Origin of the sequence: Pseudomonas sp. SBT1-2, from assembly GCF_028640875.1 — a bacterium.
GTDB lineage: Bacteria > Pseudomonadota > Gammaproteobacteria > Pseudomonadales > Pseudomonadaceae > Aquipseudomonas > Aquipseudomonas chlororaphis_I.
The window spans coordinates 20,160-42,661 of the sequence record NZ_JAQZAA010000111.1 but is presented as its reverse complement, the minus strand read 5'-3'; the positions used below and the strand labels follow the sequence as shown (position 1 = coordinate 42,661).

Genomic DNA, 22,502 nt, shown 5'->3' with positions numbered 1-22,502 from the left:
TTGGTTATTCTTGTTTGAGTCTGATCATCAGGTTGTCAGACAAAGCTAGGCAAACAAAAGACGCCGCACGGCAGCGTCCGCCAGACAGTGGTTTCAGGGATTCAATCGATACTCGGCAGGTCGATTTTCAAGCGTTTGGCCGCGGCCCGCAGGTGCGCTTCGGCGCAGGCGGCGGCCTGCTGCCGGTCACCGGCGGCGATGGCTTCGTACAGTGCCTGGTGTTCGCGGCCGGCATCGGCGGAACCGCCGACCGAATGGGCCGCCGAGTTTTCCCAGGCGGTGCGCCGCGCTTCGGCCAACTGGCCACGGAGAAAATCATGGAAGGCGACGAAGTAGTGGTTCTTGCTGGCGTCGGCGATGGCCCGGTGGAACTCCACGTCGGCCAGGGCGGCCGCGGCCAGATCGCTGCGCTGGTCGTGCATCTCTTGCAGGGCCGTGCGCATACGCTTCAGGTCGGCGTCGTCGCGACGCTGGGCGGCGATGGACGCGGCTTGGGTCTCGATCCACAGCCGCATTTCGAACATCTGCACCAGGTCGGGCTTGCGTCCCTTCTGGCTGGGGAAACGGAACACGCTGCCGCTGGGGTTCTGCGAAATGAACGAGCCCAGCCCGCGGCGGCTGACCAGGATGCCATCGGCCTTGAGTTGCGCCACGGCCTCGCGCACCACCGAGCGGCTGACGTTCAGTTGCTCGGTCAATTGCTGTTCGGTCGGCAGGCGCGATTCGGCGGTCAGGCGACCGGCGTCGATTTCCTTGCGGATGGCGTTGACCACTCGTTCGACCAGGGTGTCGGGGCGCTGGAGCTGAAGCATGGAGGAGGTGGCTCGTAAGTCAGGTTGTCAGACAATGCCGGGGCGCCGGTTTCTTGTCAAGAAAGTAGATCCAAGCTCCAAGCTTCAAGCTTCAAGCTTCAAGCTTCAAGCTTCAAGCTTGCAGCTTATAGCTCGCTGATATAGGTGCCGGTGCCCTTGAGGATGTTGCGCAGGGTTTGCTCGACTTCCGCCAGGTCCGCCGCTGCGGTGTTGTGCTTGATCTCCAGGTGATCGCTGCCATTGAGCGCGTCGGCGTCGGTCGCGGCGATTTCGATCAGCAGGCGGGTCGGGCCCAGGGTGACTTTCACCCCGTCCAGGGTCGAGGGTTCGCCGTCCAGAGTGATCTCCAGTTCGTCCTCGTCCGGGTAGCGGGTCATCAGGAACATCTCGCCCTGGTTGCTGTGGCAGCAGAGCATGGCCATGTTGTCTTCTTCGTCGTCGCACGGGTTGGCGATCAGGTGGGCGGTGGTCATTTGCATGGGGCGAGTCCTGGGTCTGGCTCCGGTGGGGGAGCGGGGCGAACAAAGTGCAATTCTGCCAGCCCGGGGGAATTTCTGCTGCTTTGTGTGTCAGAGAACAGGTCACGCTGGCGTCGCTGCAACTGCCCGCTTCTGGTACGACAGTCCCGTAAAACCGCGCTGCGGCCGCTGTTTTGTCCAGTGGCTGCTAGTGTTGTTCAAGGCCTGGCCCGCCAGTTGCCTGCCAATGACCGAATATGTCGCAGCACCGCAAGCAGCGGGCTTGCCGCACTCGTTAAGCTGCGCAACGGATGAGCACCTGTAAAGGCATTGCCCGGCGCACCTGGGCAGTCGTTTTTGCAGATGCCCCTCCGGGAACGGTGAATGTGACCTGAGCGTCTCGTACAGCTTCACCACCCTGTCATCCTGCGACCTCTGCCCGAGATCCAGGAGCAGGATGACCGACACCCCCAAGGGGGATTGCATGCGACGCTTTCATCAATAACAAGCCCAAGCGGAGTACCACAGATGGCGTTCTTCACCGCAGCCAGCAAGGCCGACTTCCAGCACCAACTGCAAGCGGCACTGGCGCAGCACATCAGTGAACAGGCACTGCCACAAGTGGCGCTGTTCGCTGAACAATTCTTCGGCATCATTTCTCTGGACGAACTCACCCAGCGTCGGCTGTCCGACCTGGCGGGCTGCACCCTTTCTGCCTGGCGCCTGCTTGAGCGCTTCGACCACGCGCAATCGCAAGTGCGTGTCTACAACCCCGATTACGAACGTCATGGCTGGCAGTCGACCCACACCGCGGTCGAAGTGCTGCACCATGACCTGCCGTTCCTGGTGGACTCGGTCCGCACCGAACTGAACCGTCGCGGCTACAGCATCCACACCCTGCAGACCACCGTGCTGAGCGTGCGTCGCGGGAGCAAGAACGAGCTGCTGGAAATCCTGCCCAAAGGCACCCAGGGCGAAGGCATCCTGCAAGAATCGCTGATGTACCTGGAGATCGACCGCTGCGCCAACACCGCCGAGCTCAATGTGCTGAGCAAGGAACTGGAGCAGGTGCTCGGCGAAGTCCGCGTTGCTGTCGCCGATTTCGAGCCGATGAAAGCCAAGGTCCAGGAACTGATCGATGGCATCGGCAACAGCCAGTTCGAGATCGACGCCGATGAGAAGGGCGAGATCAAGAGCTTCCTGGAATGGCTGGTGGGCAACCACTTCACCTTCCTCGGCTATGAAGAGTTCGTGGTGCGCGAAGACCAGCACGGCGGCCATATCGAGTACGACCAGGACTCCTTCCTCGGCCTGACCAAGCTGCTGCGCGCCGGCCTCACCGTCGACGACCTGCGCATCGAAGACTACGCCGTGAACTACCTGCGCGAACCGACGCCGCTGTCGTTCGCCAAGGCCGCGCACCCAAGCCGCGTGCACCGCCCGGCCTACCCGGACTACGTGTCGATCCGCCAGATCGATGCCGACGGCAACGTGATCAAGGAATGCCGCTTCATGGGCCTGTACACCTCGTCGGTGTACGGCGAAAGCGTGCGGGTGATTCCTTATATCCGCCGCAAGGTGGAAATCATCGAACAGCGTTCCGGCTTCCAGGCCAAGGCGCACCTGGGCAAGGAACTGGCCCAGGTCCTCGAAGTACTGCCCCGCGACGACCTGTTCCAGACCCCGGTCGACGAGCTGTTCAACACCGTGATGTCGATCGTGCAGATCCAGGAACGCAACAAGATCCGCGTGTTCCTGCGCAAGGACCCGTACGGTCGTTTCTGCTACTGCCTGGCCTATGTGCCGCGCGACATCTATTCCACCGAAGTGCGGCAGAAGATCCAGCAGGTGCTGATGGATCGCCTGAAGGCCACCGACTGCGAGTTCTGGACCTTCTTCTCCGAGTCCGTGCTGGCGCGCGTGCAACTGATCCTGCGGGTCGACCCGAAGAACCGCATCGACATCGACCCGCTGCTGCTGGAAAAAGAAGTGGTGCAGGCCTGCCGCAGTTGGCAGGACGACTACGCCGCACTGACCGTCGAAAGCTTCGGCGAAGCCCACGGCACCAACGTCCTGGCCGACTTCCCGAAGGGTTTCCCGGCCGGCTACCGCGAGCGCTTCGCCGCGCATTCGGCGGTGGTCGACATGCAGCACCTGTTGAGCCTGTCCGAGGCCAACCCGCTGGTGATGAGCTTCTACCAGCCGCTGACCCAGTCCACCAGCCAGCCGCTGCTGCACTGCAAGCTGTACCACGCCGACACCCCGCTGGCGCTGTCCGACGTGCTGCCGATCCTGGAAAACCTCGGCCTGCGCGTGCTCGGCGAGTTCCCGTATCGCCTGCGTCACGCCAGCGGCCGTGAGTTCTGGATCCACGACTTCGCCTTCACCGCGGCCGAAGGCCTGAACCTGGATATCCAGCAGCTCAACGACACGCTGCAGGACGCCTTCGTCCACATCGTCCGTGGCGATGCCGAGAACGATGCGTTCAACCGTCTGGTGCTGACCGCCGGCTTGCCATGGCGCGACGTCGCGCTGCTGCGTGCCTACGCCCGTTACCTGAAGCAGATCCGCCTGGGCTTCGACCTGGGTTACATCGCCAGCACCCTGAACAACCACACCGATATCGCCCGCGAGCTGACCCGGTTGTTCAAGACCCGCTTCTACCTGGCGCGCAAGCTCACCGGCGACGACCTGGAAGACAAGCAGCAACGCCTGGAGCACGCGATCCTCACCGCCCTGGACGACGTCCAGGTGCTCAACGAAGACCGCATCCTGCGTCGCTACCTGGACCTGATCAAGGCCACCCTGCGGACCAACTTCTACCAGACCGACGCCAACGGCCATAACAAGTCGTACTTCAGCTTCAAGTTCAACCCGCACTTGATTCCCGAGCTGCCCAAGCCGGTGCCGAAGTTCGAGATCTTCGTCTACTCGCCGCGTGTCGAAGGCGTGCACCTGCGCTTCGGCAACGTCGCTCGCGGCGGCCTGCGTTGGTCCGACCGTGAAGAAGACTTCCGTACCGAAGTCCTGGGCCTGGTAAAAGCCCAGCAAGTGAAGAACTCGGTGATCGTGCCGGTGGGCGCCAAGGGCGGCTTCCTGCCGCGTCGCCTGCCGCTGGGCGGCAGCCGGGACGAGATCGCGGCCGAGGGTATCGCCTGCTACCGCATCTTCATCTCCGGCCTGCTGGACATCACCGACAACCTGAAGGACGGCGCCTTGGTGCCGCCGGCCAACGTGGTGCGTCACGACGACGATGACCCGTACCTGGTGGTGGCGGCGGACAAGGGCACCGCGACCTTCTCCGACATCGCCAACGGCATCGCCATCGACTACGGCTTCTGGCTGGGCGACGCGTTCGCTTCCGGCGGTTCCGCCGGCTACGACCACAAGAAGATGGGTATCACCGCCAAGGGCGCGTGGGTCGGCGTGCAGCGCCACTTCCGCGAGCGCGGCATCAATGTCCAGCAAGACAGCATCACCGTGGTAGGCGTCGGCGACATGGCCGGCGACGTGTTCGGCAACGGCTTGCTGATGTCCGACAAGCTGCAACTGGTCGCGGCCTTCAACCACATGCACATCTTCATCGACCCGAACCCGGATCCGGCCACCAGCTTCGCTGAACGCCAGCGCCTGTTCGACCTGCCGCGCTCGGCCTGGAGCGACTACGACACCAGCATCATGTCCGAAGGCGGCGGCATCTTCTCGCGCAGCGCGAAGAGCATCGCCATCTCGGCGCAGATGAAAGAACGCTTCGACATCCAGGCCGACAAGCTGACCCCGACCGAGCTGCTCAACGCCTTGCTCAAGGCGCCGGTGGACCTGTTGTGGAACGGCGGTATCGGTACTTATGTGAAAGCCAGCAGCGAAAGCCACGCCGATGTCGGCGACAAGGCCAACGATGCACTGCGGGTCAACGGCAACGAGCTGCGCTGCAAGGTGGTGGGCGAGGGCGGCAACCTCGGCATGACCCAGCTGGGTCGTGTGGAGTTCGGCCTCAATGGCGGCGGTTCCAACACCGACTTCATCGACAACGCCGGTGGCGTGGACTGCTCCGACCACGAAGTGAACATCAAGATCCTGCTCAACGAAGTGGTGCATGCCGGCGACATGACCGACAAGCAACGCAACCAGTTGCTGGCGAGCATGACCGACGAAGTCGGTGGCCTGGTGTTGGGCAACAACTACAAGCAGACCCAGGCCCTGTCCCTGGCGGCCCGTCGCGCCTTTGCGCGGATCGCCGAGTACAAGCGCCTGATGAGCGACCTGGAAGGCCGTGGCAAGCTGGATCGCGCCATCGAGTTCCTGCCGTCGGAAGAGCAGCTCAACGAGCGCGTCGCCGCCGGCCACGGGTTGACCCGTCCGGAACTGTCGGTGCTGATCTCCTACAGCAAGATCGACCTCAAGGAACAGCTGCTCAACTCCCTGGTACCGGACGACGACTACCTGACCCGCGACATGGAAACCGCGTTCCCGCCGACCCTGGTCAGCAAGTTCGCCGAAGCCATGCGTCGTCACCGCCTGAAGCGCGAGATCGTCAGCACCCAGATCGCCAACGACCTGGTCAACCACATGGGCATCACCTTCGTGCAACGCCTGAAGGAGTCCACTGGCATGAGCCCGGCTAACGTGGCCGGTGCTTATGTGATTGTGCGTGACATCTTCCATCTCCCGCACTGGTTCCGCCAGATCGAGGCCCTGGACCACCAGGTCTCGGCCCAGGTGCAGCTGGAGCTGATGGACGAGCTGATGCGCCTTGGTCGTCGTGCCACCCGCTGGTTCCTGCGCAGTCGCCGCAACGAGCAGGATGCCGCGCGTGACGTCGCGCACTTCGGTCCGCACCTGGCGGCGTTGGGCCTCAAGCTCGACGAACTGCTGGAAGGCCCGACCCGCGAAGGCTGGCAGACCCGCTACACCGCCTACGTCGAAGCCGGCGTGCCCGAGCTGTTGGCGCGCATGGTGGCAGGTACCACTCACCTGTACACCCTGTTGCCGATCATCGAGGCCGCGGATGTCACCGGGCACGACGCCGCCGATGTGGCCAAGGCCTACTTCGCCGTGGGCAGCGCCCTGGACCTGCCGTGGTACCTGCAGCAGATCAGCGATCTGCCGGTGGCCAACAACTGGCAGGCCCAGGCACGCGAAGCCTTCCGCGACGACGTGGACTGGCAGCAGCGGGCGATCACCATCTCGGTCCTGCAAATGGCCGACGCGCCAGAAGACATGGAAGCCCGCGTGGCCCTGTGGCTGGAGCAGAACCAGAGCATGGTCGAGCGCTGGCGCGCGATGCTGGTGGAAATCCGTGCCGCCAGCGGCACCGACTACGCCATGTACGCAGTGGCCAACCGCGAATTGCTGGACCTGGCCATGAGCGGTCAATCGGGCCTTGTAGCGGCGGCCTGATCGAGCGCTAAATGAAAAAGCCCCGTATCGCGAGATACGGGGCTTTTTTATGGTCTCGCGAAATGTTGTAGCCGCTGCCGCAGGCTAGGATCGAGCGGAACGCTCGCAAGGGGCTCAAGGTCCTGCAGCAGCGGCTACAAAAAAACGCGGCTTCTGTAGGAGCGAAGCTTGCTCGCGATCCGCGCAGCGGCCAGACGCCTTTTTATCGGCTTGGCCTTGTGCTGTTTGTACTGACGTCATCGCGGGCAAGCCTCGCTCCTACAGAAAAAATGTACTCCGCGCAGCGGCCAGGCGCTTACTGCTTCAACGGCGTCAGCACCTCATCCTTGGTGTCCTTGAGCACGAACACCAGCAGCCTGGCTGGTTTGCTGGTGCTGGCGTTGGCCGACACCGGGTGCTGCGAGCCGGCCGGTTCGTACCAGGATTCGCCCGCCTTGTAGGTGATGGCCGGCTCGTCGTTGACCCGCGAGGTGATCTCGCCTTCGAGCACATAGGCCAGGGCCGCGCCCTTGTGCATGTGTGGCACCGTGGCCTGGCCCGGCGCGTAGTCGACAGTGAGCATCAGCGCGGTCTTGCCCGGCAGGTTGCTCAGAGCATGTTCCTGGAGGATCTTGAGTTTCTCCTGGCCGTACTCCGGGTCATGGGCGGCGGCGCCCAGGGAGGTGAGCAGGGTCAGGCCGGCGAGGGCGCAGGTCAGGGCAGCGAGGGTCTTCTTCATGGTCGGTTTCTCCGGTGCGAAAGGGGCCGACTCAAGGTAAGCCCGCTGGCGCGACCGGCCTATAACCAATCCCGGCAAAGAAGCGCAGACCAATGCCTCAGTGTTCGAAGTCGAGGGCGCAGGCCAGGCGGCTGGCCAGCAGGTCGATGAAGCCCTGGGCCGCCGGCAGATGGAAATGCGCCTGCATCTCGGCCGCCGAGCGCCACTGGCCGCGCACGGTCCAATGCCGGGGATCCTCGACGCTGCGGCGAGCGGTGTACTCCAGGCAACCCGGGGCCTCGCGCAGGGCGGCGAGGAGTGTTGTCAAATGCTGGTCAAGTTCATCCGAACGGCCTTGGGCGGCTCGGATCTGCACGATATTGATGGCTGGACTGGACATCTCGAACCCTCCACGACCTGTAGCCGCTGCCGCAGGCTGCGATCGGCTTGGGCGGCACTGCGACGTAGCAGGTGCAGGGTCTCAAGATCGCAGTTGCAGTCACGGCGTTTGCTGGAGGCTCAGAATAAGGCCAGGAGATTGCAACGAAAATAACCAATCCCCGGGAAAAGCCCGGGGCCAATCAGGCAATCTGTTGCAGGATGTCACGGACCTTGTCCAGGGCCGGGTCGATGTCCAGGGTCTCGATGGCGCCAAAGCCGATGAACAGCCCGTCCCTGGCCGGCTCCTGATCATAGAAGCCGTGCAGCGGGTAGAGCCCGACCTCGACCTTCTTCGCCAGCTCCAGCAGCAGCGGGATGTTCACCGGCACCTTGCACAGTGCCGCCATGTGGAAGCCGGCGGTGGACGGCACCGCTTGCAGCCAGGGCGAGAGGTCGCCGTTCAGGCGCCGCAGGATGCGCTCGCGGCGCCCGGCGTACACCGTGTGGCAGCGGCGGATGTGCTTGAGCAGGTAACCCTCGGCGATGAACTTGGCCAGCGCCCATTGCGGCAGGGTCGAGGTGTGGCAGTCGGTGAGGCGCTTGGCCTTGATCACCGCGCCGAGAATCGCCGGCGGCAGTACCGCGTAGCCCAGGCGCAGCTGCGGCAGCATGGTCTTGGAGAAGGTCCCGACATAGGCCACCACGCCACGCTTATCCAGGCTTTGCAGGGAGTCGGTGGGCCGCCCCTCGTAGCGGAACTCGCTGTCGTAATCGTCCTCGATGACGATCGCCCCCAGCTGCCGCGCCCGCTCCAGCAGGGCCTCGCGGCGCGCCTGGCTCATGGGCATGCCCAGCGGGAACTGGTGGGACGGGGTGACGTAGATCAGCCGCACGCCGTCGGGAATCCGCTCGACCTGGATGCCTTCATCATCCACCGGCACGCCGATCACCGTCGCGCCCTGGGCGCTGAACAGCAGGCGTGCCGGGGTGTAGCCGGGGTCTTCCATGGCCACCAGGCTGCCGGGTTCCAGCACCACCCGGGCAATCAGGTCCAGGGCCTGTTGCGCACCGTTGCAGACCAGGATGTCGGCGTCGCTGCAGACCACGCCGCGGGAGAACGACACATGTCCGGCAATCGCGCTGCGCAGCGCCGGCAGGCCTTCCGGCTGGCTGTAGAAGCCGCCGCTCTGGGCGATCCGCCGCAAAGCGTCCTGGGTGCAGCGCCGCCATTCTTCCTGGGGGAACTGATTGCGGCTGGTGGCGCCGCCGATGAACTCGTAGCGCGAGGTGCCTTCCAGGGTCGGATGGCGCAGGGGCGAGGGCAGCTCGCGCCATTTTTCCAGGCTCTGCGCGCAGGCCAGGTCGGCGGCGCTCTGCTTGGCTTCGGCTTTCACCGGCCGGGCATTGACGAAGGTGCCGCGGCCGATCCTGCCGATCAGGAAGTTCTCGTAGGTCAGCAGGCTGTAGGTGTCCGACACCGTCTTGCGCGAGATTCCCAGTTGCTCGGCCAGCAGGCGGCTCGGCGGCAACTGGGCGCCCGCCGCCAGTCGCCCGGATTCGATGGCGTCGCGCAGTTGCCGATACAGCTGGTCGGCCAGGTCCTTGCGCCCGTTGATGACGACATGCAGTTCCATCGATGACATTCCAAAACGATCAGTGCCCGCCAGATTACCCGCCCGGCCGGGTTTGGTGTAGCAGCCTGGTATCGGGATTGGCCTGAGATCCTGGCGCGTACTGCGTACGCGATCGCAGCCTTCGGCAGCGGCTACAGGGTGCGACGCTGCCTTCGGACCGGGCGGTGTAGCCGCTGCCGCAGGCTGCGATAAGCCCGCAGGGCTTCGGCGGGATCAAGTCCGACACAGGTCCGGTGGACTGCCGATAAACCCGCGGATTGGCTATAGGGACAGCCCAGCACGGCCCTTAGGCTAGGAAGAACACAAACGCACGCTTACGGTGACCCCGATGGAACCCCGCCTGGACTACTACAGCGCCTCGCCGGAAGCCCTCAAGGGCCTGTTGATGCTCGAGGCAGAAACCTTCGGCCTGTCCATCGAGAAGCCGCTGCTGGAGCTGATCAAGATCCGCGTCTCGCAACTCAATCACTGCGCGTTCTGCACCGACATGCACGCGGTGCAGGCGCGCCAGAACGGCGAGAGCGAGCGGCGCCTGTACGCCCTGAGCGTATGGCGCGACTCGGGGTTGTTCAGCCCGCGGGAACGCTCGGCCCTGGCCTGGAGCGAGTCGGTGACCCTGTTGACCGACGCCGCGGTGCCGGATGAGTTGTTCCAGGCGGTGCGTGGCCAGTTCAGCGAGCGCGAGCTGGTCGACCTGACCGTCGCGGTGGCCGCCATCAACTGCTGGAACCGCCTCGCCGTGGCGTTCCGCCAACAGCCCAGCGTTTAGCCCAGATATCTTTCAACCCAAGCAAGGTAATGCTCAATGAAACTGCTGCACGTCGATGCCAGCTCCAAAGGTGAACGCTCCAACTCCCGGGCCCTGGGCCGCTACTTCATCGAACGGCTGCAAGGCCAGGGCGTCGACCTGGAGATCGACTACCTGGACCTGGCGGTGGATACGCCGCCCCACGTCAGCGAGGCCTTCGCCATCGCCACCTACACCGCTCCCAATGCCCGCACGCCGCAGATGCGCCAGACCCTGGCGGCCTCGGATGCCTTGTGCCAGCGGGTGATGGACGCCGATGCCTGCCTGTTCGCCATGCCGATGTACAACTGGTCGATGCCTTCGACATTCAAGGCCTTTATCGACAGCATCACCCGCACCGAGCTGACCTACCTCAATACCCCGGACGGCATCGTCGGCCAGCTGACCCGGCAGAAGGTGCTGTTCCTCACCAGCCGTGGCGCCGACCTGCGCCCGGGCAATCCCATGGCCTGGATGGACGCGCTGACCCCGGCGCTGAAGGCCGCCTTTGCCTTTATCGGTGTGCAGAACCCGCTGTTCGTCGATGCCCAGCCGCTGCAATTCGCCAACCCCGAAGCCCGCGAGCAAGCCCTGGAACGGGCAAGAGCGGAGCTGGAGATGGTGGCGCGGCAGTGGGCGGGGGTGTAACCGCAGCAACGACGGCTGCGCCGTCTATCGCGAGCAAGCTTCGCTCCTACAGAGGCTGATGGTGCCCCCGTAGGAGCGAGGCTTGCCCGCGATAGGGCCCGAACAGACAACACGCAACCTCAAGGCCGCTGCGGCTTCACCGAAGTGCCGAAGGTATTGCCCATCCGCGTGCTGGTGGCCGCCGGGGTGGACAGGCCCATCTGGTTTGGCGGGCGCTTGTGGATCGGCACCTGCATGGCTTTCTGGTTCTTCTGCTCGGCCCTGGCGCCGTCGGGGTTGTTGCCCATCTGCTTGCTCAGGCAGCCGTAGTCCGGGGCCTTGTAGCCACCCACGCTGACATCGACACAACCCTCTGTGGGCGCTTTGCCAGGAGCCGTGGCGGGCGCCTCGACCGGCGTGGCGGCGTGGCCGGCCAGCGGCAGGGCGCCGAGCATCAGGCTGGCGACAAGGGTGCAAAGCTGTTTCATCGGGGCCTCCTGGCGGGCCCGGGAGGGGCCGTTGCGGTCCTTGAGTGTAGAGCAAGGCGGGTGGCGAAAAAGTGATGGTTTTTTTGCGGGTGCCGTAACACCAGATTCATAAACTGGCCTCAGGATGACGGTTTTCAGGGACAGGTCAGCCGTGCAGCGACGCCGAGCAAAGGTCGGGTATCGGTCTTTCTTTCACGTGGGGTTCGCGCGCTGGGGGCTTGCGCTGCTGTTGGCGCTGGCTGCCTGCGGCGGGTTGTGGGCGGCGCCATCTGCGCCGCCGATGGTGGATTCGCACCGGCTGCTGGACCTGGACATCGCCGCGCAAGACCTGGCCGAAGCGCTGGAACTGTTCAGCCGCTCGACCGGGATGGCGGTGCTGGTGGATCGCGAGCTGACCCGAGGGCGCCGCTCGGTACGGGTCCAGGGGCGCTACAGCGCCCGGGATGCCCTGAGTCGCCTGCTGACAGGAAGTGGTTTGATGGCCCGTTACGCCCGTTCCGATGCCTTTACCCTGCAAGTCGCCCAGCTCAGCGATGCGCCTGCCCCCAAGGGCGCGGGCGGCAACGCCGGGGCCTGGGCCAGCGACAGTTTCGCCAGTGCCCTGCAACGCGCGGTGGAGGCCGGCCTGTGCCGTTCGGAACTGACCCGGCCGGGTCGCTATCGGGCGGTGCTGCAACTGTGGATCGACCGTGGCGGGCATATCGAGCACAGCCGCCTGGTTACCACCACCGGCGATCTGCGGCGCGACGAGGCGCTGGTGCAGAGCCTGAGCGAGACCTGGGTCGAGCGGCCCGCACCGAGTTCGCTGCGCCAGCCAGTGACCTTGCTCCTGATACCCGACAGCGCAGGAAAACGCATGGATTGCAGACAACGCCAAGGAGCCTCCGGGGGATGAAGAATACCGGGCACAGTGCGATGGTCAGGCTGTTCCTGACCTCCTACGACGACTTCAAGGTGCGTCTGCGCCGGCGCCTGGGCTCGGAAGACCTGGCCAACGATGTGCTGCACGAAACCTACCTGCGGGTCGACCGCATGGAAGAGCCGCCGAACCTGGCCCAGCCCAATGCCTACCTCTACCGCATGGCCCTGAACATCGCCGCCGACCGCCGCCAGGCCGATGCCCGGCTGCTCACCGGCAGCGAGGTCGAGGAACTGCTGCAGATCAGCGACGAGGCCCTGGATCCGTCGCGGGTGGTGGGCGGGCAGAAGGAAATCCAGTCGCTGCTCAAGGCGCTCTACGAACTGCCGGCGCGCCGGCGCAAGATCTTTATCGCCGCGCGCCTGGAGGAGGCGCCGCACCTGGAAATCTCCCAGCGCTTCGGCATTTCGACACGGATGGTCGAGAAGGAAATCAAGGCGGCCCTGGGCCACTGCGCCTCGCGCCTTGAAAGAAAAGTGATTCAGCGGTTCGGTCCCGGCGCCGGAAAACCGTCCTAGTCACTAAAGGCCCCGATTAATCCGTGAGTACCCGCACGCTTGAACATCTTTAGCATCTCCACTTCTCGGGCGACACCGGACCACCGGCTGCGCAACGAGGCCCAGGACTGGCTGCTCCTGTTGACCTCGGGGCGGGCCACCGCGGCCGACGCCCGGGCCTTGCAGCAGTGGTGCGCGCAGAGCCCGCAGCATGCCGAGGCCTTCGAGCAGGCCAAGTTGCTGTGGCACAGCCTGAAACCGGCCGCCGAACAATGCCAGCAGCAGACCCAACCGCGGCGCTTCGGGCGTCGGGCCTTTCTCGGCGGGGCGCTGGCGGCCTCGGTGGCGCTGGTGGCGGTGCGGGTCTCGGTGCCCGGCGGTTTTGCCGGGCTGAGCGCCGACTACCGCACCGAGGTCGGCGAGCAACGCCGGGTCGAACTGGAGGACGGGTTGAGCCTGGAGCTCAACACCCAGACCCGCATCAGCCGGCGCGAGCTGGCGCAAGGCGGGCAGGGCATCGAACTGCTCGAAGGCGAGGTCGAGGTGTCGAGCCAGGGCGCGCTGCCGGTGCGGGTCCAGGCCGGCAACGGCTGGCTGAGCGCATCACAGGCGCGCTTCAACGTGCGCAATATCAATCACAGCGTCTGCGTGACCTGCATCGATGGCGCGCTGCAGGTCGAGGTCGCGGGCCGGTTGATCCGTCTGGACAGCGGCCGCCAGCTGACCTACGACAGCCGCCAGGTCGGCGAGCCGACGGCCGTGGACCCGACGGCGGTGATCGCCTGGCGCGAGCAGGTGCTGGTGTTCGACAACGCCACCCTCAACACGGTGATCGACGAGATCAACCGCTACCGCCCGGGCATGCTGGTACTGCTCAATGCCGAGCTGGGCAAGCGCAAGGTGCAGGCGCGTTTCAACCTCAACCAGCTGGCCGGCGTGGCCCTGCTGATCCGCGACGCCTACGGGGCCAAATGCACTGAGTTGCCGGGCGGTGTGGTGCTGTTGAGCTGAAGCACAAAACCCGTAGGAGCGAGGCTTGCCCGCGATCCAGGCAACGCGGGTTGCCTGAACGAACGCTATCGCGGGCAAGCCTCGCTCCTACAGAATCGCCGTCGACCCAAATGCCCCGTTGCCGCTGCGTAGCTGTTGCGTAGCCGCTGCCGAGCGTAGCGAGGCTGCGATCGAGGTGGGCGGCATTCCGACGAAGTCCTCGCAAAACCTGAGGACTGAATCTGCCTGAAACACCGCGTCGCCTGATTAGCGGCCGCTGCGCGGCCGATCGCAGCCTCGCTGCGCTCGGCAGCGGCTACAGGTCCGGCATCCAGCCCGATGCGGCAATTACTCCAACGGCCCCAGCACCTGGCGATAACGCTCCTCACCCTGGGGCGTCTGGCGCACCAGGCGGATTTCCAGGCCCGGTGGGTTTTCCTTGCGGTTGCCGCTGAGCTGGCGCCAGCCCTTGTCCCGATCCCAGACCCGCAGCTGCAAGTCGCTGACGTGCTCCAGCACCGCCACGCCGTTTTTCGGCGCGGGCAGCGGGTAACGGTCGCGGGCCGGCGCCGCCGCGCGGTACAGGGTGTCGCCCTTGAGCCACCAGCGCACCCGTTGCAGGCCCTCGCCGGGCGTCGCCGCGGTGCGGATCACATCCAGGCGGAAGGTGCCGCTGTCGGCGCTGCGCACGGTCAGGGCCGCCGGCACATCGCTGGCTTCGGCGTCGCTTCCCGCCGGCACCGGCTCCATCAATTCCACGCTGGCCCGCAGCGCCACGTCCCGTTCCAGCTGGTGCAGGGTGCGCAGCAGCTCCTCGGTCTGCTCGCTGCTGGCCTGCAAATGGCTGTCGGCCCGGCTGACGCTGTCCAGCCCGCGCCAGGCGATCACGCTGACCACCGCCATCAGCAGGATCGCCACCATCACCTCGATCAGGGTAAAGCCGCCTTGCCGCTGGTTGATCCGGGTCCTCATGGCAGCGCCACCACCCGCACCACGCCGGTGGCGGTGCGTTGCACCGTCAGGCTGTGCCGGCCGTCGGACAGTTGCACCTGCAGCGGTGTGTCTATCCATTCGGCGTTGAGCACCAGCCGCGGGCCGGGCTCGATGCGCACTTTGATCGACGAACTTTCCCAGGGCCGCGGGCGCAGCTGCGGGTCGTCCTTGAACTGGTCGAGGCCGCGGCCGTCGTCGCTGGGCCGGCTGAAGGCGAAGCCCTTGGCATCCGCCCGCCAGCTGATGGGGCGGCCATCCACCCGCGCCTCGGCCTGGGCCACCTGGAGCAACTGGGCCAGGCGCTCGGCGTCCTTGCGCAGGCCCTGCAGCGGGTCGGGGCGGATGCTCAGGCTGATGGCGGCGCTGGCGATCCCGATGATCACCAGCACCACCATCAGCTCGATCAGGGTGAAGCCCTGTTGTCGGGACGGGGTCATGGGGCACGCCTCCTGTGCGTCGCTTTTCATCCTGCCGGGTGAATGTGAAATAAAAACGTGACCATTGCGCGCTAGGCTGCGAAGACGGACAAACAGGAGGTCTTTGCCATGGCATTCGTCCATCGATTTTCCCCGCCGCAGCTGGTGCAGTCCGTGGCCCTGCTGGCGATCGTGGCCGGGGTGGCGACCTGGTCGTCGCTGCTGCTGACCCCCGCCGAGTCGCGCACCCCGCAGGCGCCGCCGCAAGCCCTGGCCGCCCAGGCCCAGAGCCCGGCGCAGCAGTGGTTTTCCAACCAGCCGCTGGCGCTGGACATCAAGGTCACCGGGCTGATGGCCAGCCCCCGCGGCGCGGTGGCGATTCTCAGCCTCAACGACGCGCCGCCGCGCAGCTTCCTGGTGGGCGAGCGCCTGGCCCAGGGCGTGCAGCTGGTGGCCATCGAGGGCGACGGGGTGGTGATCGAACGCGGCGGCGAGCGCTCGCGGCTGGATGTCAGCAAGTTGCCGGAGAGCCCGGCGTTGCCGGTGCTGATCCGCCAGTGACGACCCTGTCGAAAAGTGCCTGGTTAAACAGATTCCTGATAGTAGCGGGGCCCTTGTAGGAGCGAGCTTGCTCGCGATGGACGTTAACGATAACGCGTGTGGATTGGATGAACGCGGCGCTCTCAGGTCCATCGCGAGCAATCGAGCGTCGACCGGCTGCTCCTACAGGGTTACGCCTTAACGATTGGAATTCTTCGGCACCCGCGCGACCAGGGTGTCCAGGCGCGCCAGGGGCGGGGCCTCGCGGCTGCGGTCGAGGACCAGCACGCTGACCCTGGACAGTCGCGGATCGGGGCTGGGGGCGATGTTCTGCTCGCAACGCAGCTTGAGCCGGCCCTGGTCGCACTCGATGTTCTTGGTCCCAGGCGGCAGGCGGCCTTCCAGGCGCAGTTCCGCCAGGCGCGACTGGGCCGCCAGCAGGGCGATGGATTTATCCCGCAGCAAACCGTTGCTCTGGGTCATCAACCCGGCCACGCGGATCGCCGCCGACATGGCCACGGCAATGATCGCCAGCGCCACCAGCACCTCGATCAGGGTGAAACCCCGTTGTCGGGTGGCTGGCCGTCTGGCGGGTCGTTGGGGGAGTGGCTGGCGTGGCCGCGGCATGGACGTCTCGTGGCGCAAAGGAAGGCTTGCAGCCTAACCGGCAAATTTGACCGATTGGCTACGGTCACTCCCGAGCAACGTCAATATCACTGACATATTTTCTTGCAACACTGCGCGACGAATCGAAATCAAGCCAAGGAACGTCGAGATGGATGTCGTGCGCTTCACGTCACACCCCCAGCCTCATCTTCAGCCCCGCCGCCAGCCCCGTCGCCCGCGCGGCCAGGGCGGTTTCACCCTGATCGAGATCATGGTGGTGGTGGTCATTCTCGGGATCCTGGCCGCGATGGTGGTGCCCAAGGTGCTCGACCGTCCGGACCAGGCCCGGGCCACTGCGGCCAAGCAGGATATCGGTGGGCTGATGCAGGCCCTCAAGCTCTATCGCCTCGACCACGGCACCTACCCGAGCATGAACCAGGGCCTGAAAGTGCTGGTGGAGCGCCCGGCGGATGCCAAGAACAGCAACTGGCGCTCCTACCTGGAACGCCTGCCCAACGACCCCTGGGGCCGTCCTTACCATTACCTGAACCCGGGGGCCAACGGCGAAGTGGATGTGTTCTCCCTGGGGGCCGACGGCCAGCCAGACGGTGACGGCGTGAATGCCGATATCGGCTCCTGGCAGTTGTAAGCGCCGCCATGACAGCCCGTTCGCCGACAGCGGCGAAACAGCGTGGCATGGCCATTATCAGCGCCTTGTTGATCGCCGCCGTGGTGGCGGTGATCGCCGGCGGCATGCTGACCCGCCAGACCCTGTTCACCCGCGGGCTGGAAAGCGAGCAACTGCGGGTCCAGGGCAGCTGGCAGCTGCAGGGCGGCATGGAGGTCAGCCGCCAGCGCCTGTGGGAAGACCGCCAGCGCGACGTGCTGACCCGCCTCGACCAGAACTGGGCGCGGCCGATCCAGCTCGCGGCCCTGGGCCCGGGCGCCGGACCGTTCGAAGGCCGGCTGGAGGACGAACAGAGCAAGTTCAACCTGCGCAACCTGCTGGCCAACGACCGCCTCGACCCGTTGCAGATAGAGAATTTCCAGCGCCTGTGCGAGCTGCTGGGGGTCAACGCGACCTTGGGTCAGCGTATCAGCCAGCGGGTGATCGCCTCCTACCCACGGCTGTTGAGCCCGGAAGGCACGGCGTCGCAGGCTAATAGCGGTTTCCACAGCGGTCGCGATACCTCGCCCGAGGCCGCGCGCAAGCCGCTGCTGGCCAAGCAGCCGATGCTGCGCAGCCTCGACGACCTGCTGGGGGTGAACGGCGTCGATGAAAAGCTGCTGGCGCGCCTGGAACCCTTTGTCACCATCCTGCCGGCCAATACCTGGGTCAACGGCAATACCGCCAGCGCCGAAGTGCTCGCCGCGACCGTGCCAGGGCTGGCGCTGCCGCGGGCCAAGGCGCTGATCGCCGAGCGCGACAGCGGCCAGTGGTTCATCAATCAGGGCGACTTTATCAACCGCCTGCGCATGCCGCAGGTACCGGCGGACGCGGTGCGGGTCGGCATCACCAGCGAGTGGTTCCGCCTGCAAGGCCAGGCCCGCGGCGAGCGGCGCCGGGTCAAGCTGCTGGCCTTGCTGCACCGCAGCGAAGACAACATGCCGCGGGTGATCTGGTCGCGGGTGGGCGTATGAGCCGCTTGCGCGTCAGCCTGCCGCCCTTGCACACACTGACGGCCGAGAGCCGGGTGAGCTTTGCCCGGCTCCAGGTTAAGGAAGGCCAGGTCCAGGAAGCCGGCGAAGCCAGCCTGATGCAGTTGGGGCAGGTGCCCAAGGCGCCGGCCGTGGAGTGTTTCCTGCACCCCGAGGACAGCCTGCTGGCGAGCATCGAGCTGCCGGCCCTGGCCCCGGCCAAGGTCAGCGCGGCGGTGGCCTGCGCCGCCCAGGCGCTGATTCTCGGCCACAGTGACAGCCTGTACGTGGCCCACAGCCCGCGCGACAGCGACGGCCAGGTGCACATCAGCTGGTTGCCACGCGAAGCGCTGGCGCGGCTGGGCCAGGTGCTGGAGCAGGCCGGCCTGAAACTGCGCGGCCTGTACCCGGCGCCCTATGCCTTGCCGGTGCCGGCGGCGGGCCAGTTGACCGCCTGCCTGCAGGACCAGCACCTGTTGCTGCGCCACAGCCCGCAGCAGGGCAGCGTGCAACCGCTGCCGGAAGACGCCTTGCAGGCCCTGCTGGCCAATGGCGCCGGGTTGCAATGGGTGGGCGAGGCGGCCCCGCAAGGGGCGCTGGAGCAACTGCCGGACAGCTGTCGCTGGACCGGCCAGGCACCCGCCTGGGGCCTGCATGGTGGGGTGCAGAACAACAGCGCTCGCCAACAGGGCTGGGGCCGTGCCGCGGCGCTGTGCGCGGTGGCGCTGATGGTCTGGACCCTGGGCCTGAACCTCTACGCCGCGCGCCAGGCGGCCCAGGGCCAGCAGCTCAAGGCGCAGATGAGCCAACGGGTGCAGCAGGTGTTCCCGGAATTGCCGGTGATCCTCAACCCCCTGCAACAGGCGCGTCAGCAACTGGCGGCGCGCCAGAGCGGGGCCAGCGGCGACGCCCCGCAAAGCTTCAACAGCCTGGTGCAGCAGGCGAGCAACGCCATGCCTTTCGTGATTGGCGGGGTCGAGCAACTGAATTACCAGAACGGCGAGTTGCAGCTGAGCCTGCTCAGCGACACCCGCGTCCCCGCACCCGACAGCGGCTGGCAGGGCCTGCTGACCCAGGCCGGGCTCGAAGCCAGCCCCGGCGACCAGGGCTGGACCCTGCGTGCGGCCACAGGCATGGCGACCGGCGCGGTGCCGATGGAAGCCGACGACAGCGAGGAAGACGAGGATGAATAAGCTGAACCTCAGCCATTACCGCCAGCGCTGGCAGCGCCAGGCCGCCCAGGCACAGCTGTACTGGAACGGCCTGGCCCTGCGCGAGAAACGCCTGCTGGCCGGCGCGGCGGCGGTACTGGGCGGCCTGCTGGTGTGGCTGGTGCTGATCGAGCCGGCGCTGAAAAAGATCGATTACTGGCAGGCCGAGATCCCCAAGCTGCGCTCCCAGTCCGAAGCCCTGGAACTGGTGCTGCACCAGGCCGGCGGGCCCCGTGGCGGCGAGGCGGGGCAGAGCCTGGAGCAGTCCTTGCGCCAGACCCTGGATGCCGCCGGCCTGCAGGGGCTGTACCAGTTGCAGCTGGCGGGCGAGGGCGAGTCCCAGGCCTGGCACTTGAGTTTTCAAGAGGCCCCGGCGGATGCCGTGGTCGGTTGGCTGCTGGGCAATCCCCGGCAGTTTTCCCTGGAAGTGGTAGAGGCCCGCCTGCAACGCGCAGGGGCGGCCGACATCGATGGCACGGCAGGCAAACTGTCCGGAACCGTTCGCATGGATCAGGCGCTTGGCGCTAAGGAAGCTTCATGAAGTGGTCAGGTTCTTTTTACGCCCGCCAATCGCGCAAGGCGCTGCCCTTGCTCCTGCTGGGGCCGCTGGCCCTGGCGCTGGCGGCGTGCAGTAACAACAAGGAGCCACAGCCACCGTTGCTGGTGGACAGCGAACTGGGGCGGCCCCTGGGCGAGACCAATCGCAGTGGCGGCGACGTGGTGGCCGAGCGGGAGAGGGCCCAGGCGCAACAGACCCAGCGTCCCAAATACCAGCATCCGATCAGCCGTGCGGGACGCGCGCCCGGTGCTCCCGCGGCCAGCAGCACGGTGGTGCGCAATCCCCTGGGCGACCAGCCGGTGCGCCTGAACTTCGTCGACGTCGATATCCAGGCCGTGGTCCGGGCCCTGGCGCGCTCCACCGGCCAGCAGTTCCTGGTGGACCCGCGGGTCAAGGGCAACCTGACCCTGGTCAGCGAAGGCGAAGTGCCGGCCCACCAGGCCTACGACATGCTGCTGGCGGCCCTGCGCATGCAGGGCTTCAGCGTGGTGGATGTCGGCGGCGTGGCCCAGGTGGTGCCGGAAGCCGACGCCAAGCTGCTCGGCGGGCCGATCTACAACGCCGGCAAGCCGTCGGCCAACGGCATGCTGACCCGCACCTTCCGGCTGCAGTACGAAAACGCGGTGAACCTGATCCCGGTGCTGCGCCCGATCGTGTCGCCGAACAACCCGATCAACGCCTACCCGGGCAACAACAGCATCGTCATCACCGACTACGCCGAGAACCTCACCCGGGTGGCGCAGATCATCGAAGGCATCGACATCCCCAGTGCCCTGGACACCGACGTGGTGCCGGTGCAGAACGGCATCGCCGTGGACATCGCCGGCATGGTCTCCGAACTGCTGGAAACCCAGGGCGCCGACCCGACCCAGAAGGTCAGCGTGGTCGGCGACCCGCGTTCCAACTCGATCATCATCCGTACCGGCAGCCCCGAGCGCACCGAGCTGGCGCGCAACCTGATCTACAAGCTGGACAATGCCCAGAGCAACCCGAGCAACCTGCACGTGGTGTACCTGCGCAACGCCCAGGCCGGCAAGCTGGCCCAGGCCCTGCGCGGCCTGCTCACCGGCGAGAGCGACAGCGGCACCGGCGACAACGCACGGGCCATGCTCGGCAGCATGGGCGGCATGAGCCAGGGCGGCAGTTCCAGCAGCGGCCAGAGCGGCAGCACCAGCTCCACCAGTGGCAGCTCCAGCCTCAGCGGCGGCAGCTCCGGCAGCGGTTATGCCCAGGGCGGCAGTTCCAGCAGTAGCCAGGGCGGCACCCAGGCGTCCGACCAGAACACCGCCTTCAGCGCCGGCGGCGTGACCATCCAGGCCGATGCCACCACCAACACCTTGCTGATTTCCGCGCCGGAACCGCTGTACCGCAACCTGCGGGAAGTCATCGACATGCTCGACCAGCGCCGCGCCCAGGTGGTGATCGAAAGCCTGATCGTCGAGGTCAACGAAGACGACGCCGCCGAATTCGGCGTGCAGTGGCAGACCGGCAACCTGGGGGGCAGCGGCGTCATCGGCGGCGCCAACCTGGGCGGCAGCGGCCTCAACCTCAATGGCAAGACCAGCGTCGACGTGCTGCCCCAGGGCCTCAACGTCGGCCTGGTCAACGGCACCGTGGACATCCCCGGGATCGGCAAGATCCTCGACCTCAAGGTGCTGGCCCGGGCCCTGAGGAGCAAGGGCGGGAACAACGTGCTGTCGACCCCGAACCTGCTGACCCTGGACAACGAAGCGGCGAGCATCTTCGTCGGCCAGACCATTCCCTTCGTCACCGGCAGCTACGTTACCGGCGGTGGCGGCAACAGCAATAACCCGTTCCAGACCGTACAGCGCGAAGAGGTGGGCCTGAAGCTGAATGTGCGGCCACAGATTTCCGAAGGTGGCACGGTCAAGCTCGACATCTATCAGGAGGTCAGCAGCGTCGACCAGCGCGCCTCGGTGCAGGCCGGCACCGTGACCAACAAACGGGCGATCGACACCAGCATCTTGCTCGACGACGGCCAGATCATGGTCCTCGGCGGCCTGTTGCAGGATGGCTACAGCCAGAGCAACAACGCGGTGCCGTGGCTGTCGACCCTCCCCGGGATCGGCGCGCTGTTTCGCAACGAAAGCCGCTCGACCAACAAGACCAACCTGATGGTGTTCCTGCGGCCCTACATCATTCGCGACAGCGCCGCGGGGCGCAGCATCACCCTCAACCGCTACGACTTCATGCGCCGCGCCCAGGGCGGCCTGCAGCCGGACCGCAGTTGGGCCATGCCGGATATGCAGGCGCCGCAATTGCCGACGGCGGAGCAGGGGGTGCCGGGTGGGCCGGGGGTTGTGCCGGTGTCGGCGCCAGCGCCGGGGGCGGGTTCGGGGCAGGTGCCGAGGGCGAGGATCAGGGCGGTGCCGGTGCAATGAGTTCGTTTGTTGCGTTTACACGCCCGGCGTCTGGTGCGCTGGGTGATGGGGTACATATCCGTTGCTGCGGTCACGGCGGCTTAGGGTTCCGCCCTTACGGCGGGTCACTTTGGAAGAGCGCCAAAGTAACCAAAGCGCTTCGCCCCTCCATTCGGTGCCTCGCTAAGGCTCGGCATGCCCTCACTCCGGCATTGCTCCGGGGGCCCGCCGCCACAGGCCATCCATGGCCTGGGGCGGCTAGCGCGGCATCCCTGCCGCGCTACCCCCTACGCAACGCCTGCGTTCGGCCTCTGGGAAAGGGGCGGGTAGATCAAGAGCGAGAGCCACAGCAAAAGCAAGAGCTAAGCGCGTTTTACGCGCTTCTTGTAGCCGCTGCCGAAGGCTGCGATCGGGCGCGCAGCGCACGCCAAACCAGACGGCGCGGTGTATCAGGCAGATCGAGGCGCA

21 protein-coding genes are annotated in these 22,502 nt (G+C 66.1%); 12 read left to right on the top strand and 9 right to left on the bottom strand.

The genetic code is table 11. From position 1 onward, the window contains the following. Positions 1-101: 101 nt before the first annotated feature. Positions 102-812: a FadR/GntR family transcriptional regulator gene (locus tag PVZ78_RS25620; protein WP_016704681.1), complete on the bottom strand. Its 711-nt coding sequence runs from the start codon at positions 810-812 to the stop codon at positions 102-104. Positions 813-937: 125 nt separating this feature from the next. After that, a complete protein-coding gene (locus tag PVZ78_RS25615; protein WP_273829477.1) occupies positions 938-1,291 on the bottom strand; it encodes a hypothetical protein in 354 nt (117 codons plus the stop codon). A 507-nt stretch (positions 1,292-1,798) separates the two neighbouring features. Between PVZ78_RS25615 and PVZ78_RS25610 the strand changes: the two genes are divergently transcribed. Next, the gene (locus tag PVZ78_RS25610; protein ID WP_273829476.1) at positions 1,799-6,670 is read left to right on the top strand and encodes an NAD-glutamate dehydrogenase; all 4,872 of its coding nucleotides are present in this window, start codon (positions 1,799-1,801) and stop codon (positions 6,668-6,670) included. A 295-nt stretch (positions 6,671-6,965) separates the two neighbouring features. Here PVZ78_RS25610 and PVZ78_RS25605 read toward each other — a convergent pair whose 3' ends face one another. From PVZ78_RS25605 to pdxR, 3 genes are all read right to left on the bottom strand, one after another. Further along, positions 6,966-7,388 carry a cupin domain-containing protein gene (locus PVZ78_RS25605; protein WP_016704684.1) on the bottom strand — a complete coding sequence of 141 codons (423 nt, stop codon included), beginning with the start codon at positions 7,386-7,388 and terminating at the stop codon, positions 6,966-6,968. A gap of 97 nt (positions 7,389-7,485) precedes the next feature. Continuing rightward, positions 7,486-7,767 carry a putative quinol monooxygenase gene (locus PVZ78_RS25600; RefSeq protein WP_038632105.1) on the bottom strand — a complete coding sequence of 94 codons (282 nt, stop codon included), beginning with the start codon at positions 7,765-7,767 and terminating at the stop codon, positions 7,486-7,488. Positions 7,768-7,948: 181 nt separating this feature from the next. Beyond that, positions 7,949-9,382, bottom strand: a complete 1,434-nt coding sequence (pdxR, locus tag PVZ78_RS25595; protein WP_273829475.1) for a MocR-like pyridoxine biosynthesis transcription factor PdxR — start codon at positions 9,380-9,382, stop codon at positions 7,949-7,951. A gap of 328 nt (positions 9,383-9,710) precedes the next feature. Here pdxR and PVZ78_RS25590 point away from each other — a divergent pair, with 328 nt between their 5' ends. Beyond that, a complete protein-coding gene (locus PVZ78_RS25590) occupies positions 9,711-10,151 on the top strand; it encodes a carboxymuconolactone decarboxylase family protein (protein ID WP_273829474.1) in 441 nt (146 codons plus the stop codon). A gap of 36 nt (positions 10,152-10,187) precedes the next feature. Continuing rightward, positions 10,188-10,817 carry an FMN-dependent NADH-azoreductase gene (locus PVZ78_RS25585; protein ID WP_009048755.1) on the top strand — a complete coding sequence of 210 codons (630 nt, stop codon included), beginning with the start codon at positions 10,188-10,190 and terminating at the stop codon, positions 10,815-10,817. Positions 10,818-10,936: 119 nt separating this feature from the next. On the opposite strand, the gene PVZ78_RS25580 is transcribed toward PVZ78_RS25585, so the two are convergent. After that, positions 10,937-11,284, bottom strand: coding sequence for a hypothetical protein (locus PVZ78_RS25580; protein WP_273829473.1), 348 nt, complete (start codon positions 11,282-11,284; stop codon positions 10,937-10,939). A 280-nt stretch (positions 11,285-11,564) separates the two neighbouring features. Here PVZ78_RS25580 and PVZ78_RS25575 point away from each other — a divergent pair, with 280 nt between their 5' ends. From PVZ78_RS25575 to PVZ78_RS25565, 3 genes are read left to right on the top strand one after another with little or no spacing between them, the layout of a single operon-like run. Then, positions 11,565-12,179 (top strand): STN domain-containing protein, encoded by a 615-nt coding sequence (locus PVZ78_RS25575; protein ID WP_273829561.1) that lies wholly within the window; start codon positions 11,565-11,567, stop codon positions 12,177-12,179. Next, entirely contained in the window at positions 12,176-12,721 is a 546-nt protein-coding gene (locus tag PVZ78_RS25570; protein ID WP_009048758.1) for an RNA polymerase sigma factor, read from the top strand. The genes PVZ78_RS25575 and PVZ78_RS25570 overlap by 4 nt, the downstream gene beginning before the upstream one ends. A 39-nt stretch (positions 12,722-12,760) precedes the next feature. Further along, the gene (locus PVZ78_RS25565; RefSeq protein ID WP_038632115.1) at positions 12,761-13,711 is read left to right on the top strand and encodes a FecR family protein; all 951 of its coding nucleotides are present in this window, start codon (positions 12,761-12,763) and stop codon (positions 13,709-13,711) included. A gap of 327 nt (positions 13,712-14,038) precedes the next feature. Here the strand turns inward: PVZ78_RS25565 and PVZ78_RS25560 are convergent, their stop codons facing one another. Together PVZ78_RS25560 and gspH are read right to left on the bottom strand one after the other, a co-directional pair. Then, positions 14,039-14,662 (bottom strand): PulJ/GspJ family protein, encoded by a 624-nt coding sequence (locus PVZ78_RS25560; protein ID WP_273829472.1) that lies wholly within the window; start codon positions 14,660-14,662, stop codon positions 14,039-14,041. Then, positions 14,659-15,120: a type II secretion system minor pseudopilin GspH gene (gene gspH, locus PVZ78_RS25555; RefSeq protein WP_009048761.1), complete on the bottom strand. Its 462-nt coding sequence runs from the start codon at positions 15,118-15,120 to the stop codon at positions 14,659-14,661. The genes PVZ78_RS25560 and gspH overlap by 4 nt, the downstream gene beginning before the upstream one ends. Positions 15,121-15,228: 108 nt before the next feature. Here gspH and PVZ78_RS25550 point away from each other — a divergent pair, with 108 nt between their 5' ends. Then, a complete protein-coding gene (locus PVZ78_RS25550; protein ID WP_009048762.1) occupies positions 15,229-15,660 on the top strand; it encodes a type II secretion system protein N in 432 nt (143 codons plus the stop codon). Between the two features lie 177 nt (positions 15,661-15,837). Here the strand turns inward: PVZ78_RS25550 and gspI are convergent, their stop codons facing one another. Beyond that, positions 15,838-16,266, bottom strand: coding sequence for a type II secretion system minor pseudopilin GspI (gspI, locus tag PVZ78_RS25545; protein WP_273829471.1), 429 nt, complete (start codon positions 16,264-16,266; stop codon positions 15,838-15,840). A gap of 148 nt (positions 16,267-16,414) precedes the next feature. On the opposite strand from gspI, the gene gspG reads away from it, so the two are divergent. Genes gspG through gspD form a run of 5 tightly spaced genes read left to right on the top strand, consistent with a single transcriptional unit; the run spans position 16,415 to position 22,055 of the window. After that, entirely contained in the window at positions 16,415-16,894 is a 480-nt protein-coding gene (gene gspG, locus PVZ78_RS25540) for a type II secretion system major pseudopilin GspG (RefSeq protein WP_009048764.1), read from the top strand. 8 nt (positions 16,895-16,902) lie between these two features. Then, positions 16,903-17,886, top strand: a complete 984-nt coding sequence (gspK, locus tag PVZ78_RS25535) for a type II secretion system minor pseudopilin GspK (protein WP_273829470.1) — start codon at positions 16,903-16,905, stop codon at positions 17,884-17,886. Next, positions 17,883-19,076: a type II secretion system protein GspL gene (gspL, locus tag PVZ78_RS25530; RefSeq protein ID WP_101282361.1), complete on the top strand. Its 1,194-nt coding sequence runs from the start codon at positions 17,883-17,885 to the stop codon at positions 19,074-19,076. The genes gspK and gspL overlap by 4 nt, the downstream gene beginning before the upstream one ends. Further along, positions 19,069-19,635 (top strand): type II secretion system protein GspM, encoded by a 567-nt coding sequence (gene gspM, locus PVZ78_RS25525; RefSeq protein ID WP_053268930.1) that lies wholly within the window; start codon positions 19,069-19,071, stop codon positions 19,633-19,635. The genes gspL and gspM overlap by 8 nt, the downstream gene beginning before the upstream one ends. Continuing rightward, positions 19,632-22,055 (top strand): type II secretion system secretin GspD, encoded by a 2,424-nt coding sequence (gene gspD / locus PVZ78_RS25520; protein WP_273829469.1) that lies wholly within the window; start codon positions 19,632-19,634, stop codon positions 22,053-22,055. The genes gspM and gspD overlap by 4 nt, the downstream gene beginning before the upstream one ends. The last annotated feature ends 447 nt before the right edge of the window (positions 22,056-22,502 follow it).

What these genes read in the sequence shown, in the direction of transcription:
- PVZ78_RS25560 (WP_273829472.1), bottom strand. Translation starts at nt 14,662, where the DNA reads ATGAGGACCCGGATCAACCAGCGGCAAGGCGGCTTTACCCTGATCGAG.
- pdxR (WP_273829475.1), bottom strand. Translation starts at nt 9,382, where the DNA reads ATGGAACTGCATGTCGTCATCAACGGGCGCAAGGACCTGGCCGACCAG.
- PVZ78_RS25600 (WP_038632105.1), bottom strand. Translation starts at nt 7,767, where the DNA reads ATGTCCAGTCCAGCCATCAATATCGTGCAGATCCGAGCCGCCCAAGGC.
- PVZ78_RS25620 (WP_016704681.1), bottom strand. Translation starts at nt 812, where the DNA reads ATGCTTCAGCTCCAGCGCCCCGACACCCTGGTCGAACGAGTGGTCAAC.
- PVZ78_RS25615 (WP_273829477.1), bottom strand. Translation starts at nt 1,291, where the DNA reads ATGCAAATGACCACCGCCCACCTGATCGCCAACCCGTGCGACGACGAA.
- PVZ78_RS25585 (WP_009048755.1), top strand. Translation starts at nt 10,188, where the DNA reads ATGAAACTGCTGCACGTCGATGCCAGCTCCAAAGGTGAACGCTCCAAC.
- gspH (WP_009048761.1), bottom strand. Translation starts at nt 15,120, where the DNA reads ATGACCCCGTCCCGACAACAGGGCTTCACCCTGATCGAGCTGATGGTG.
- gspL (WP_101282361.1), top strand. Translation starts at nt 17,883, where the DNA reads ATGAGCCGCTTGCGCGTCAGCCTGCCGCCCTTGCACACACTGACGGCC.
- gspI (WP_273829471.1), bottom strand. Translation starts at nt 16,266, where the DNA reads ATGCCGCGGCCACGCCAGCCACTCCCCCAACGACCCGCCAGACGGCCA.
- PVZ78_RS25580 (WP_273829473.1), bottom strand. Translation starts at nt 11,284, where the DNA reads ATGAAACAGCTTTGCACCCTTGTCGCCAGCCTGATGCTCGGCGCCCTG.
- PVZ78_RS25570 (WP_009048758.1), top strand. Translation starts at nt 12,176, where the DNA reads ATGAAGAATACCGGGCACAGTGCGATGGTCAGGCTGTTCCTGACCTCC.
- gspG (WP_009048764.1), top strand. Translation starts at nt 16,415, where the DNA reads ATGGATGTCGTGCGCTTCACGTCACACCCCCAGCCTCATCTTCAGCCC.
- PVZ78_RS25590 (WP_273829474.1), top strand. Translation starts at nt 9,711, where the DNA reads ATGGAACCCCGCCTGGACTACTACAGCGCCTCGCCGGAAGCCCTCAAG.
- PVZ78_RS25605 (WP_016704684.1), bottom strand. Translation starts at nt 7,388, where the DNA reads ATGAAGAAGACCCTCGCTGCCCTGACCTGCGCCCTCGCCGGCCTGACC.
- PVZ78_RS25575 (WP_273829561.1), top strand. Translation starts at nt 11,565, where the DNA reads ATGGTGGATTCGCACCGGCTGCTGGACCTGGACATCGCCGCGCAAGAC.
- gspM (WP_053268930.1), top strand. Translation starts at nt 19,069, where the DNA reads ATGAATAAGCTGAACCTCAGCCATTACCGCCAGCGCTGGCAGCGCCAG.
- PVZ78_RS25610 (WP_273829476.1), top strand. Translation starts at nt 1,799, where the DNA reads ATGGCGTTCTTCACCGCAGCCAGCAAGGCCGACTTCCAGCACCAACTG.
- PVZ78_RS25550 (WP_009048762.1), top strand. Translation starts at nt 15,229, where the DNA reads ATGGCATTCGTCCATCGATTTTCCCCGCCGCAGCTGGTGCAGTCCGTG.
- gspK (WP_273829470.1), top strand. Translation starts at nt 16,903, where the DNA reads ATGACAGCCCGTTCGCCGACAGCGGCGAAACAGCGTGGCATGGCCATT.
- gspD (WP_273829469.1), top strand. Translation starts at nt 19,632, where the DNA reads ATGAAGTGGTCAGGTTCTTTTTACGCCCGCCAATCGCGCAAGGCGCTG.